General features: G+C 30.0%; 9 protein-coding genes. 8 read left to right on the top strand and 1 reads right to left on the bottom strand.

Annotation, left to right across the window (positions count from 1 at the left end; all coding sequences use genetic code 11):
• Positions 1–1486 precede the first annotated feature (1486 nt).
• From gndA to yfaE, 4 genes are all read left to right on the top strand, one after another.
• Positions 1487–2893 (top strand): NADP-dependent phosphogluconate dehydrogenase, encoded by a 1407-nt coding sequence (gndA, locus tag HACICURV3402_RS00760; RefSeq protein ID WP_157992474.1) that lies wholly within the window; start codon positions 1487–1489, stop codon positions 2891–2893.
• A gap of 1832 nt (positions 2894–4725) precedes the next feature.
• A complete protein-coding gene (gene nrdA / locus HACICURV3402_RS00755; RefSeq protein ID WP_157992473.1) occupies positions 4726–7011 on the top strand; it encodes a class 1a ribonucleoside-diphosphate reductase subunit alpha in 2286 nt (761 codons plus the stop codon).
• 55 nt (positions 7012–7066) lie between these two features.
• Positions 7067–8200, top strand: coding sequence for a class Ia ribonucleoside-diphosphate reductase subunit beta (gene nrdB, locus HACICURV3402_RS00750; protein WP_157992472.1), 1134 nt, complete (start codon positions 7067–7069; stop codon positions 8198–8200).
• A 15-nt stretch (positions 8201–8215) separates the two neighbouring features.
• Positions 8216–8476 (top strand): class I ribonucleotide reductase maintenance protein YfaE, encoded by a 261-nt coding sequence (yfaE, locus tag HACICURV3402_RS00745; RefSeq protein ID WP_232037510.1) that lies wholly within the window; start codon positions 8216–8218, stop codon positions 8474–8476.
• A gap of 1002 nt (positions 8477–9478) precedes the next feature.
• Here the strand turns inward: yfaE and HACICURV3402_RS00740 are convergent.
• Positions 9479–9898, bottom strand: coding sequence for a ZapG family protein (locus HACICURV3402_RS00740; RefSeq protein WP_157992470.1), 420 nt, complete (start codon positions 9896–9898; stop codon positions 9479–9481).
• 2606 nt (positions 9899–12504) lie between these two features.
• Here HACICURV3402_RS00740 and rplM point away from each other — a divergent pair.
• The 4 genes from rplM (at position 12505) to HACICURV3402_RS00720 (ending at position 14779) form a co-directional block, all read left to right on the top strand.
• On the top strand, positions 12505–12933 hold the full coding sequence (gene rplM / locus HACICURV3402_RS00735; protein WP_157992469.1) for a 50S ribosomal protein L13: 429 nt from the start codon (positions 12505–12507) through the stop codon (positions 12931–12933).
• Between the two features lie 15 nt (positions 12934–12948).
• Positions 12949–13341: a 30S ribosomal protein S9 gene (gene rpsI, locus HACICURV3402_RS00730; RefSeq protein WP_157992468.1), complete on the top strand. Its 393-nt coding sequence runs from the start codon at positions 12949–12951 to the stop codon at positions 13339–13341.
• Positions 13342–13626: 285 nt separating this feature from the next.
• Positions 13627–14268, top strand: coding sequence for a glutathione binding-like protein (locus HACICURV3402_RS00725; RefSeq protein ID WP_157992467.1), 642 nt, complete (start codon positions 13627–13629; stop codon positions 14266–14268).
• 7 nt (positions 14269–14275) lie between these two features.
• On the top strand, positions 14276–14779 hold the full coding sequence (locus HACICURV3402_RS00720; RefSeq protein WP_157992466.1) for a stringent starvation protein B: 504 nt from the start codon (positions 14276–14278) through the stop codon (positions 14777–14779).
• Positions 14780–15133 lie beyond the last annotated feature (354 nt).

Genomic DNA, 15133 nt, shown 5'->3' with positions numbered 1-15133 from the left:
TTAGAAAAATTCGATCAATAGATAAGACCATATCATTAGAGAACCTCTAGTAAGCTCTTATTTCTATTAAAATAATGTAAATATCACTCAAATAAAAAATATACAGAATAAGATTTATAACTCCATCATTACACATTAGACAAAATTTTCTAACATACTAATAATTAACATTATTAGTAGTAATAGTAATAACTCCATAATCTAGATGAAGAAGGCATCAAGTAGTTAAATTAAAATAATAAAATAATATAGATAACAATTTTTAATTAACTTTCATATATCTATATTGGCTATAACAATATTATAGCTCATTCTACTTCTTAATTTCTGAATTTCTATCATTAAAAGATGTAACTCAGTCAAATACTTATATAAAAAAAATTCTATACATCTTTTCTAAATATTGTCACTATAAAAAAGATAATATCTCAATTAAGTCGACATAATAAATATTAATGCCAGGCGTCCCTTTTTCTATCTCTCTATCAACCTCTCTCGCAATGATAAGCATCTAAGCTGTCGCGTCATCTAACAATTATAGAGTGCTTAAGAGTAAAGATCACACCAGTATAATTCAATCTATGTCTTCTCAATAATAATGTTGAGTGATAAAAGCTCGCCATGTCTACTGTGGATATTAAGCGCTAATCTTAAGTACGCAAAAAATAATAATATAATTAAATTAGAGAATACTTAGGCACTCAAGGAAAATATATAAACCAACCATTCTTAATTAATCATAACCAATAACATGATATAACTTATTCTAACTTACGCCCCCTATCTTGCCTCTAACATAGAAATTACCAGATTATAATATCACACAACTAATCTACAATATGAATTGTACTCCTAAAATCAACCAAAAATCACATAACAAACGATCTTGATTACACATTAAAAATTGCATTAAATAGATTTATATATCTTTATTGCATTATCCTTCTTAAAGAAAAATACAAGAATTGATTATACAGACTAATAGCTATATTTATATAATATATATAGAATTTTATATTATAAAACTCAATTTAAATAAGAATCATTACTATTCAAAACCACAAAACCACATGTATAATATAAAATACATTATGATATGATAGAATCATTGGTCATGAGAACAATAAATCCATATCTGACCCTATGATAAAAAAATAGGAAAAAATTTCTATTAAATCGACATCGACCATATTAAAAATAATCATCTTCAATGACTATAATAATTCATTAAAGTGATCATCTATTCTAACCAAAGCGTGATCATCTCTTTTTAACTATAATAGCTTTATATATATCTCTCTAAAAAATCTACAGTAATACATATTATTAACTGAAAATAACTATAACTTGGTATCTTACCATTCACCTGTATATATAGATAAGCAGTCTAATAACACCCCACCGAGATTATATATAAAATATCAGTTATATAAATTTGCATCCGCGAGGTCCAATCCAGAAATTATTGCATTTAGAGGAAAATAGAATGCCAAAGCAACAAATCGGTATTGTAGGTATGGCTGTAATGGGGCGTAATCTGGCTCTCAATCTAGAAAACCGAGGCTATTCAGTTTCTATATTCAATCGTACTACTGCAAAAACTAACGAAATTCTTACAGAAAACCCCGATAAAAATCTCATTCCATTTTATCAAATTAAAGAATTTGTAAATTCATTAGAAAAACCACGTCGTATTTTACTAATGGTAAAATCGGGTCAAGGCACTGATGAAACAATATCGACCATTACACAATATCTTGAACACGGAGACATCTTAATTGATGGTGGAAATTCTTACTATAAAGATACTATACGTCGCAATAAAGAGTTATCTAACCATGGATTAAATTTCATAGGAACTGGTGTTTCAGGTGGCGAAGAAGGAGCTCTAAAAGGTCCGTCTTTTATGCCTGGAGGCCAAAAAGACGCATATGAACTCATTGCTCCAATATTTAGTAAAATTGCAGCAGTATCGCAAGGCGAAGCCTGTATTTCTTACATAGGACCAAACGGTTCTGGTCATTATGTTAAAATGATACACAATGGTATTGAATATGGCGATATGCAACTAATCTCTGAAGCCTATTTTCTTTTAAAACACGCATTACAGCTAAATAATGATATTATTGCACAAATTTTTAAAAAATGGAATGAGGGAGAACTAAACAGCTACTTAATTGACATTACAGCAAAAATATTTACTCAAAAAAATATAGAAGGAAACTATCTAATTGACTTAATCTTAGACAAAGCTGAACATAAAGGAACAGGACAATGGGCTAGTCAAAGCGCATTAGATCTTAATGAACCTCTTTCATTAATTACCCAATCAGTATTCGCTCGCTATATGTCATCACTCAAGACCATACGAATAAAAGCATCTAGAATTCTATCTGGCCCTAGATGTAAAATATTTAGGGGTGATGAAAAAAAATTCATTGAACAAATACGTCGCGCACTATACCTTGGCAAAATCATTTCTTACTCACAAGGTTTTGCTCAATTAAAAGCTGCATCAAAAAAATATCAATGGAATCTTAAATATGGAGAAATTTCTAAAATATTCCGTGCCGGTTGTATTATTCGCTCTCAATTTCTAGAACAAATCACTCAATCCTATACTTTTGACCCAGATCTGATTAATTTATTATTAACACCTTACTTCAGTAATATCGCGTCTCAATACCAAACGGATTTAAGAAGAATCACCTCTTATGCAGTACAAAACGGAATACCGGTGCCAACATTTTCTTCTGCTATTTCCTACTATGATAGTTATCGTTCAGAAAATCTACCTGCAAATTTAATCCAAGCACAACGCGACTATTTCGGATCACATACTTACAAACGTATTGATAAAGAAGGACTTTTCCATACTAAGTGGACTAAATAATTATCCACTATCTCTTATGTTTAAGATTTCTTATTAAAGAAGCCTTAAACATAAGTCTATTAAAATAGAAATAAAAAAAACATTAGGATTTCTAATTAACTATTTAGTAAAACAATAATTTTGATACAAAAAGTAATTAATAGTATCAGATACTATCAATAACATATAGGCTCTAAAATATATAAAATAGATAATACATTTTTATACTTACAATATTAATATAACTTAAAATCTGTAATCCATTTTCAAAGATTTGCTAAACCCTTCTTGTGATTATTTACTGCGACTAAAATCATCTTCTATTTGCTTTTAAAGAATGAGAAAATAAATGCCTCAATCAATTTTTATAGTTTTCTACTCAAGTAATCTATTTTAAAAAAATTCAATACATGATTAAAGTCTATTTCTGCATCATACATGGATCTTCATAAATATTTTAACCAATCTATATGGTTCAATTATTATTAATATCTGATTGTTCATTAGAACACGTAACATATAACTAAATCCATATTCATCCAGATCTCTAACTAGTGTAAGAAGTGTAATTCTCTAACTAGCGTACTTGCTTCTCTCCCGTGATAAGTCATAACTCAGCTCTATAATTTTTTAATCTATAAATACACATTTTTCACTAAATGTAAAATTAAAATTTTTTATCAGACTTATATAAATACTAATGTGATCTCTTATGAATTAATCTCATCTGTACAAATTTGATGACAATAGCATCTCTATGTGATTGAACTATTATATATAGATATTCTATCAAGCAATAATACAAATTAGTAAACATCTAAAGAAAAGATGAAATATCAATTTACTTTATTTTAAATAAATCTTGTATTACTCATATCCTTAAGCAATTAAGATCATCATAAAAACATCCATAATGTATATCACGAACACATCAAACCTAGTTATAACATAAAGGTCATTACAAACAATATTGATCATATTGCAAATAAACATTATTGTAATTATATAACATTAATTCTATCTAAAAATGAAAATACGCAGGTCATCAAATTATACCTAATAACTTATGACAAACAAAATCACTACTCACACAGACGTATCTGAATTTGATATACTAACCTATTCGGGTTAGTCACATACCCCCCAAAACGATAAAAATATATGTTGATTCTTATACATCCTAGTTCAGAATAAGAATGATATCTCTCTATTTTCTATAAATAGAAACCTAATATATTACTTATATAATATCTATATAAGTCACAACTTAATATGAAAAAACTTATAAGTTGGAGCAATAAAAAATAAAATATTATGAAAAATAATACACTCTATAATCTTAAAATAGATTGTTAACCTCTTCTATTAAAATAACCAAAATGATGAAAATCTTTATGTATCTTGTTAATAACTAATACAAGAAATTTAAAATCATATAAAACAACAAATAAAAAAAATAAATTTATTTATTAGACTGTTTTGAAGGAAAACTTAAGAATATCAGTATGATTGAATCATTTTTCTATTATAGATTAGATAAGTAATAAATTCTCATTCAGTTAACAATCAACCCCTTCAAATCCAAAAAAGAAACCCGCATGGAAGAATAAAATAAAAATTGTTTACTTTCTGGCATCACTGAAAAAAGAGAAACATGAACTTAGAAACAAATACATTATATGCTTCTGTGCGCTCCTGAAATCACAATTTATTAACTAGATAGAAACCGATAGAATAATACATGTATTATTACCATTTACCCTACAGCTATATTCGTGTTGATATATAGAATTAAATACAAAAGATATATATCAAAACACGGGGATTATTTATTAAAACAGGTAAAAATTGACATGAATCAAAGTCTATTTGTCACTAAACGCAATGGCCGCGCTGAATGCATCGATCTCGAGAAAATACACCGTGTACTCAACTGGGCAGCCAAAGGTCTAAAAAACGTCTCCGTTTCACAAGTGGAACTTTGTTCGCGTATTCAATTCTATGAAGGCATTCGAACGTTTGATATTCATGAAACTATTATCAAGTCAGCAGCCGACTTAATCTCAAGAGATGCACCTGATTATCAATATATGGCTGCGCGATTAGCTATATTTCATTTAAGAAAAAAAGCTTATGGACAATTTAAGCCCCCCACACTTATAAATCAAGTTACACGAATGGTAGCTATGGGGAAATACGATAAACACCTCATAACGGATTATAGTACTGAAGAATTTGAAAAAATGGATAGTTTTATTGATCACTGGAGAGATATGAATTTCTCCTACGCCGCGGTCAAACAGCTAGAGGGAAAATATCTAGTGCAAAACCGTGTGACTGGTGATATCTACGAAAGCGCTCAGTTTCTATATATCTTAGTGTCTGCATGTCTATTTTCTAATTATCCAACCACAACTCGTCTTAACTATATCAAACGATTTTATGATGCAATTTCAACTTTTAAAATCTCCTTGCCTACACCTATTATGTCGGGAGTTCGAACACCAACGCGTCAATTTAGTTCCTGTGTACTAATTGAATGTGGTGATAGTCTTGATTCAATTAACGCCACCTCCAGTGCAATTGTTAAATATGTCTCTCAACGCGCTGGTATTGGTATTAATGCTGGTCGTATTCGTGCTTTAGGAAGTCCGATTCGCGGCGGTGAAGCCTTTCATACTGGTTGCATTCCTTTTTATAAACATTTTCAAAGCGCGGTAAAATCCTGCTCTCAAGGAGGTGTTCGTGGAGGAGCTGCTACCTTATTCTTTCCTCTATGGCACAGAGAAATTGAAAGTCTTCTAGTATTAAAAAATAACCGCGGTGTCGAAGGCAATCGAGTCCGACACATGGATTATGGTGTACAATTAAATAAAATGATGTACCAACGATTGCTGAAAGGAGAAGATATCACTCTATTTAGTACATCAGATGTACCTGGTCTATATGATGCGTTTTTTGCAAACCAAGAAGAGTTTGAGCGACTATACACACAATATGAACAAGACCCAAGTATTTATAAACAAAAAATAAAAGCTATTACTTTATTTTCCTTAATGATGCAAGAGCGCGCGTCAACTGGTCGGATTTATATTCAAAATGTTGATCATTGTAATACTCATAGTCCATTTAATCCTGTTCTTGCACCTATTCGTCAATCTAACTTATGTCTTGAGATCGCCCTCCCTACTAAACCAATGCAAAATATTAACGATGAAAATGGAGAAATTGCACTTTGCACTCTTTCTGCATTTAATCTTGGTGTTATTGACAGTTTAGATGATCTTCAAGAACTAGCAAGATTAGCTGTACGTGCACTTGATGAATTAATTGACTATCAAGATTACCCTATCCCAGCAGCTAGAAAAGGGGCTATGGGACGACGAACTCTAGGCATTGGCGTAATTAACTATGCATACTATTTAGCAAAAAACAGTGTACGCTATTCTGATAATAGTGCCAATGTCTTAACACATCAAGCCTTTGAGGCAATACAGTACTGGCTTCTTAAAGCATCCAATGAGCTAGCAATTGAGAAAGGTGCTTGTCCATGGTTTTCCGAAACCACCTACTCTCAAGGAATTATGCCCATTGATACATACAAAAAAGATTTAGACACAATATGCAATACCCCTCTCCTTCTTGACTGGGAAGGACTCCGAAAGTCTGTAAAGAAATATGGTCTTCGTAACTCTACTTTATCAGCGCTCATGCCAACCGAAACATCTTCACAAATTTCTAATGCCTCCAATGGAATTGAGCCACCTCGAGGGCATATCAGCATTAAAGCGTCAAAAGATGGTATACTTCGTCAAGTAGTACCAGAATATACGCGCCTAAAACATCAATACGAATTACTATGGGATATACCAGATAACAACGGATATTTACAACTAGTTGGCCTCATGCAAAAGTTCATTGACCAAGCTATTTCTTCGAATACACATTACGATCCAAACCGCTTTACAGGTGGTAAAATTCCAATGAAACAACTTCTCAAGGACTTATTAACTGCTTATAAATTTGGCATTAAAACACTATATTATCATAACACTCGTGATGGATCAGATGCTTCTCAAGATTCAACCATCCCAATACATCCAGACGAAGGGTGCGAAAGCGGGTCCTGTAAAATTTAACCATTACTCAAAACTTTTGTAAAAGGATGTTTACTTAATGTTTTTGGAATAAAATATGGCCTATACAATATTTTCACAAAAAAATAATAATCAACTACTAGAACCAATGTTTTTTGGTCAATCAGTAAATATTTCACGATTTGATCAACAAAAATATAACATTTTTGAAAAACTAATTGAAAAGCAACTGTCCTTCTTCTGGAGACCAGAAGAAATTGACGTATCACGAGACCGAATTGACTATCAGTCACTTCCTCAGCATGAAAAACATATATTTATTAGTAACTTAAAGTACCAAACATTACTGGATTCGATTCAGGGACGTAGCCCAAATATCGCTTTATTACCCCTTATATCTATTCCAGAATTAGAAACGTGGGTGGAAACCTGGTCGTTTTCAGAAACCATTCATTCACGTTCGTACACACATATTATCCGTAATATTGTTAATAATCCTGCAGTTATTTTTGAAGACATTGTTACACACAAAGAAATTTTATCTCGAACTAAGGATATATCTAGATATTATGATAATCTTATCTTTATGACTCATTCCTGGCTCCTTTTAGGCGAAGGAATTCATAAATTAACGAATAGTACAACTATTACAGTAAACCTAAGAAAACTAAAAAAACAACTATACCTGTGTCTAATGAATGTAAATGTACTTGAGGCTATTCGCTTCTATGTCAGCTTTGCTTGCTCTTTTGCTTTTGCTGAACGCGAACTTATGGAAGGTAATGCAAAAATTATCAAACTGATTGCTCGTGATGAAGCTCTACATGTTACTGGTACACAACATATTCTCAACCTTCTACATAGCGGCTTAGATGATCCAGATATGGTAGAAATAGCAACAGAATGTAAACAAGAATGCTATAATCTTTTTCTACTGGCTGTTAGGCAAGAAAAAAAGTGGGCGGAGTATTTATTTAAAAATGGCTCAATAATTGGTTTAAATAAAGAGATTCTCTGGCAATATATTGAATATATTACTAATATTCGCATGCATGCAGTAGGACTTCGGCAGCCATTTCAAATACGATCTAATCCTATTCCATGGATTAATTCCTGGTTAGTCTCAGATAACGTCCAGGTCGCACCTCAAGAAGCAGAAGTGAGTTCTTACCTAGTTGGTCAAATTGACTCTGAAGTACATACAGATGATCTTATCGATTTCCAGTTATAACTAATGACACCTTTCATGATTATACTTCATCCCTCTGGAACAGAAATACAATACTATAATTTACATGATACGCTGCTAAGCATCATAGAATCATATCACATATATATCGAATATCAGTGCCGTGCAGGATATTGCGGTTGTTGTCGAGCCCGTCTCTTAAAAGGGGTAGTCACCTATAACACGCTACCCTTAACTTGTATTAAACCAGGTGAAATTTTACCATGTTTGTGTCATATTCACGGTGACGTCGAAATTGAACTATATAGTTCAATTTAAATGACATTGATATTTAATAAATACACATAAATACATAATACGATTTTTTCATTAATGTCACAGAATAAAACTCTTGATATTTTAAAAAATCTTCTCTAAACGACTTGATATTGAAATAAATAATGTTTTTCCTTATTATTATCCTTTTCAGTATTTTCGATCACTTCAATCAATTAAATTGTCTCATATCACATCCGTAACATATTAAAGAATTAATATAATCTAATACCATGAAATTCAATTGTATTGAAAATTTCTACCACTTTAACCATAATGATGATCATAGATCATTTAAGCATAATTTTCAAAACCAAACATAGTCATATATGTAAAAATATATGTAACAATTATATTTCAGTGCAATATCTGTGCGAAAAAAAGAAAAGCAACTCCCATATGAAATTTAACATATAAAATATAAACTCAGCTTTCCAAACACAACATCTAACTCCAAAGGGTTTTAGATATTCAGTCATCCTATCTGTAATAGAAATTTAAAAAAAATATGAAATTATTTTAAATAAACAACATTACTTCATAATACTGACAATATAGTAAAATAATATTTATCCTGACAGTAATACATAAAAAATAGAAATATAAATAATCTCACTGAAGAGGTATACATTAGAATTTATTTGATAGTTTCAAAAATAATTATAATACTATTCACTAGAAGAATTTATAAAAACTCGTACTACCTATTAAATTTTATAGAAACAACGCTAGTGAATAGGGATTTAGTCGTAATAAGAAGAAAGAATTCATCAGTTAATTTTGACTATGATTTCTCAAATGTAAATAAATTTAAATTAAACCAATGTAATTACTATTACATAACATATGAATTTTATTACTTTAAATAAATAATAAGAACTAATCTCTTTCTTTCTTGTATAAAAGAATGCTTCTCTAAGAATATTGTATTTTTAATCAAACTACCTGTTTAAACAAGACAACATATAAAATAAAAAAATCTAATGGAATGTGAATCACACCAATCTATTTACTTAATGGAGTATAGAATGGTGGCTTTGAGAATACATTTTTAGACTCTTCCGGATAATCTCGTGGAAAATTTATAGGAACTTGATTTTTATCTACTTCCGATTCAGCTAAATCATATCTATATAAACTTTTGGAAGTTACTAGATGAGACAATAAAACATTAGAGCCATTTTTTATATGTTGATGTAGTTTCTTATGATCACACTCTAGATTGTCTAATAAATGTAAACTTTGTGCTAAATAATTACGCAACTCCTCTCGATATCTCATCAGATCAACTTGACTTTGTTTTAATTTATCTTCTAATTTTTTTTTCTCATGCAAATTCCGACCACCAAAACACATTGCAAAAACCCCGATAATTATTCCAATTACTAATCCAGAAACTGCTATCTCCCACATCATTATACTCATAATCCATTAATCCTTTTGGTAATATCTTTATTCATCTAAACTCTATTTTTTTAAAACTAGACTAAATCTCTAAATCCAATAGTATTAAGTAGTATAAGGAAAAACCTTAATAGTAACTAAATGGAGAGTGTATAAATACAATGAACTAAAAAACTATATAATTAACAACACCCTAATTACACCGCAATAGAGCCAATCATTATTACCTTCTCTGTGTGCTACATAAGTTATTGAATAAACTAAATATTAATAAATACAAAACACACAATTTAGAACTCTTGCATTACAACATCATTTGCGACAATCATATCAATATCTATTAAAATAATAAGTATAGATTACTTATAGTCTATTGTATAATTGCCGATTAAAATACATTAACGTAAATATACCTACCCCTCTTGGTTCATAACAATAGATCATTTATTCTATTAACAATCAACATATGATCAATAATAAAAAACACTATCCTTAATATGCTTAATTTATAGTTTCTATATTTTAAAATATTCTAGCTGCTTACTCTCCCTATAATCTTATTTTTTTGTGATCAATACAAATATTACGCATTTTGACTAAAAATCATCATAGACAATATTTTTTCTATGCTATATAGAAAAATTCCACTCATCATTATCATTATAAATATTAGAAAAATTAATCATTATTCCACCCCTTCATTAGACTAAGCGCAGAAGAGATATCAGCCTTATCGAAATAGAAATAAATAAGCAACATTATTTCAATACATAGAAACTATTAGATTACAATAATTTTTAACTTCTTGTCTCCACCGAATCTTCAATAAGAAAATCAAGTCCTTCTATTCTTCAATACTTGACTAATATTAATCTAGATCACAAAAAAATCTAAGAAATATCTACTTATAAAATTTCTAACTAACTTCTTTGTATATAAAAAAATACATATTAAGTGATAGTGAATCTTGTCCTAACAATATAAAACCTCTTTAAAAAATTTTATTGTTTTAATCATGCATGAATCATCAAAAATTTAGAAAAATGCTATATCTAGCACTGAATATATCAATCTCAAAACATGTCGTGACTATAAAAAATAAAAATTTTTACTCATTTTAAAATCAACTTATATATATTAAGCTAAAAAGTGGTTTACAAAAACATTTGTATCCAACAAATCGAAATAACTAGCAGTTAAACAAAAACAGATCAGTACTTAAAAAAATTCTTCTTATATATATAGAAAGGCGAGGAAACTTTTCCTAAATGACATAGGGAATATAACTATATCATGCCAAAAGCATATCCTGGAAAATAATATAACAGATGCATTGTAATAAGAATGGTTACCTCTATTGAATTACAGAAATCTACTATTATTGATTTAGACAATATAAATGAAGTCTTGATCTAAAGAAATAAATTATAAACTTAAAAATAGAAAATAACCACACGAAACGTCAACGCACATCGTAAAAATATATTATTACCAATAAATAGCCTGGATACTTTGTATAAAAAAGGAATAATATGGCTTATGTATACTCCATGCAAGAGTAATAGGTCACTGCAAAAAAAATAAACTAATATTATTATGTTCTTCCAAAATATCAACACTTACAAAAATGATAAAATTTGTATTAGCCTAATAGAAATTATTGCGAATCAATATAAAATTGAGATCCATTGCTCCTATGTCTATAAATTATTACCTCAGATCTTGTTAACTCCAGACTATTCATGTAATCAATATACAACTATTAAAACTGCCTCACCTTCAGTAAAAACCTTCCGCACGTCGTAAACCTTATTATAAAATAATCATTTTATCACATGTAATTGAATCAAATTATGAAAATAATTAAGAAAAATGTGAAAAAATCACAATAATATATAGAATCGTTAATTATCACAGAGAGCAATTCACTAATTACGACCTTTAGATGACATCCTTAGAATGATACGAAAAAAAATCTTTATTGAAATCATGAACAATATTTCTTCAAGATACAGATCTATCAGCATCTGTAATAAACATATACCAATAAAAGAGATTTCTGAAGAGATATAAGGAATAGATTTTAATCGCTTATACAAAAAAAAGGAAATAAATATATCTATCTTCAATCAAGATACCATTGCATATTTAATTACTATAATAATATCAAAATAACGACTATCTATGTTCGAGTCCCATCGTTAAAATTTCTACCTCTCATAAACGAATTATATAAAACAATACAATAAAATTGATCACTACATTGATATCTTCATTCAATACAATAAATCAAGATACAACTAAAATTTGCATCTCAAGATTGCATATTTTCTTCAGAAAATACAATATAAGGGCTTTTTCACCCACAGAATATAATTCTAAATGAATAAAAACATACTCAGATATAGTGATTGACTAGAAGAAAAGATTCGATTTTTATAATCTAATTTTATATAATATAAAATCTATGTTAATATAAGATTATATCTTATAGGTTAAGTGTTTACTAGTGTCCAACTTTGTTTCAAAGTAGTATTTTTCTAGTAAAAACAATCGAATAAATGCCAACCGATATATTAATACTCTCATATCGCATTAACATAAAATTAATTCAGGTGTGTGTTACAATGAGAACTTTTACCGCTAAACCTATATCAGCCCAACACGACTGGTATGTAGTCGACGCAACATATCAAATTCTAGGACGTCTAGCTACAGAATTAGCTAGACGACTAAGAGGTAAACATAAAGCAGAATATACTCCACATGTTGATACAGGTGATTACATTATTGTTTTAAATGCGAAAAATATATCTGTAACTGGTAAAAAAAGGAAAAACAAAATCTATTATCACCATACTGGCTATGTTGGTGGAATTAAACAAATTACTTTTGAAGAAATGATTACACGACGACCTGAACGAGTTATTGAGATTGCAGTTAAAGGTATGCTACCAAAGGGACCATTAGGTCGAGAGATGTATCGTAAACTAAAAGTTTATGCAGGAAATACACACAACCATGCGGCACAAAAACCACAAGTTCTTGACATTTAATTAGGATTACAAACAATGGTTGAGTATAAAAAATATGGAACTGGTCGTCGAAAAAGCTCTTCCGCCCGTGTCTTTTTAAAGGAAGGTAGTGGTCATATCGTGATAAACCAGCGTTCTCTGGAGCACTATTTTGGTCGAGATACATCTCAGATGGTGGTATGTCAACCTCTCAAATTACTTGATAAGATGCATCAATTTGACTTATTTATTACTGTTAAAGGTGGTGGTATTTCTGGACAAGCGGGTGCAATCCGTCACGGAATTACGCGCGCTTTAATAAAACATGATGAATCACTACGCAGCGAGCTTCGTAAAGCAGGATTTGTCACACGAGATTCTCGCCAAGTAGAGCGCAAAAAAGTTGGTCTTCGTAAAGCACGGCGTCGCCCACAATTTTCTAAACGATAATTTTCTATCCATAAAATAATAAAAACCCGGAAACCATCACCGGGTTTTTATTTTAAATGACTCTGAGGAGAACTAAATAACATAACTGTTACATTAACTATATTGAGCTCTTCCTGAAATCCAAGATGAAAACTACATATTTTCTACAAATATTTGTTTTTAACAACACAAATATCTTATGATTTAGTAAAGAAAATATAAAGGTTCCATAATATTAGCATATTTAGACACCCAGAAAAGTTAGATAACTATAGTAATAATTTTTTTATTAACCTTGGAGACTTCATGTCCGCTATTACTAATAAGCGTGCAGCAATGACGCTATTTTCTGGACCTACTGATATTTTTAGTCACCAGGTTCGCATTGTACTCGCTCATAAAGGAATAAATATAAAGATTGAACCAGTTGAAACAAGAAACTCAACAAACGATTCTATTCTATTACACCCTCCCCTCTCTATACCCACACTTATTGATCGAGAGTTGACTCTTTATCAACCTCAGATTATTATGGAATACTTAGATGAACGATTTCCACATCCACCTCTTCTTCCAGTCTATCCAGTAGAGCGAGCTGAAAGCCGACTTATCATGCATCGTATTCAACATGATTGGTACGTCCTTATGCATACAGCACAGAATAATATGGGATCTCAGGCAGACACTGCACGAAAAAAACTCCAAGAAGAACTACAATCTGTGAAAACAGTCTTTGCGCGTTCACCGTTTTTTATGAGCGAAGAATTTAGCCTGATAGACTGTTATTTAGCTCCACTATTTTGGCGCTTACCTCAAATAGGTATTCATATATCCAGGCCTGATTCCAAAGACTTAAAAGATTACATGAACCGTGTCTTTACACATAATTCTTTTCTTTCTTCTCTCAGCGAAGAAGAGAATGCCATGCAAATACATACAATAAAGTGACATAATAATGATTGAATCTCAATTTACAGATCAACGCCCCTATCTTTTACGTGCTTGGTATCAGTGGTTCATTGACAATAAGATGACACCCCATATATTAGTCAATATTAACTTTCCTTCTGTCGTAGTGCCAATATCTTATGCAAGTCATGGGAAAATAATACTGAATATTTCACCAAAGTCAGTAGAAAATCTAGAAATAAAAAATGATAAAATTTCTTTTAATACCTGTTTTAATGGCATAATACATAAAATTTCATTACCTCCAACCTCCATTCAAGCAATTTATTCTATTGAAAATGGTATTGGAACTAGTTTTGAAAATACAACAATCAAAATAGATCGCACTGTAAACCAATCACAAGAAAACTATCACCTTGCACCAATAGCAATAGAATCAGATACTACTAACTTAGATTATTTAAAAAGTAAAAATAACAACAATAATATAGATACAAATAAAACTTTTTCAGAAATAAAAAAACGCTCTATACTTCGTATTATAAAGTAAATTATCTATATTATGATAACTCATATGACCATTTATCCTAAAATCGAATAATATTCATCTAGTATAAATTTCATAACTCTGTATGCTATTATTATATTTTCATATAACAAAATTAACTATCATTTTATATAGAAATCATAGCAATCATAAGTTCATCAATTTCTACCTCTACTAAGTAGAAATTAATAATTTTATAAAAAATTATAACTCATAATATATAAAAATTAATTAGAAAGTAAAATACTTCTAATTCATACACTCAAATAAAAAACTGTAATACTGAAAGTATCTTGCAAAAAAGTGAATAATTAAAAAATTATATTACAACCACTTTCGTTCTCCACCTAAATAGAG

The organism is Candidatus Erwinia haradaeae, assembly GCF_900698925.1.
Taxonomy (GTDB): Bacteria; Pseudomonadota; Gammaproteobacteria; order Enterobacterales; family Enterobacteriaceae; genus Erwinia_E; species Erwinia_E haradaeae_I.
Note: the sequence above shows the minus strand (reverse complement) of the source record. Positions and strands in the feature narration are given on the sequence as shown.

What these genes read in the sequence shown, in the direction of transcription:
- rplM (WP_157992469.1), top strand. Translation starts at nt 12,505, where the DNA reads ATGAGAACTTTTACCGCTAAACCTATATCAGCCCAACACGACTGGTAT.
- nrdA (WP_157992473.1), top strand. Translation starts at nt 4,726, where the DNA reads ATGAATCAAAGTCTATTTGTCACTAAACGCAATGGCCGCGCTGAATGC.
- HACICURV3402_RS00725 (WP_157992467.1), top strand. Translation starts at nt 13,627, where the DNA reads ATGTCCGCTATTACTAATAAGCGTGCAGCAATGACGCTATTTTCTGGA.
- rpsI (WP_157992468.1), top strand. Translation starts at nt 12,949, where the DNA reads ATGGTTGAGTATAAAAAATATGGAACTGGTCGTCGAAAAAGCTCTTCC.
- gndA (WP_157992474.1), top strand. Translation starts at nt 1,487, where the DNA reads ATGCCAAAGCAACAAATCGGTATTGTAGGTATGGCTGTAATGGGGCGT.
- HACICURV3402_RS00740 (WP_157992470.1), bottom strand. Translation starts at nt 9,898, where the DNA reads ATGAGTATAATGATGTGGGAGATAGCAGTTTCTGGATTAGTAATTGGA.
- HACICURV3402_RS00720 (WP_157992466.1), top strand. Translation starts at nt 14,276, where the DNA reads ATGATTGAATCTCAATTTACAGATCAACGCCCCTATCTTTTACGTGCT.
- yfaE (WP_232037510.1), top strand. Translation starts at nt 8,216, where the DNA reads ATGATTATACTTCATCCCTCTGGAACAGAAATACAATACTATAATTTA.
- nrdB (WP_157992472.1), top strand. Translation starts at nt 7,067, where the DNA reads ATGGCCTATACAATATTTTCACAAAAAAATAATAATCAACTACTAGAA.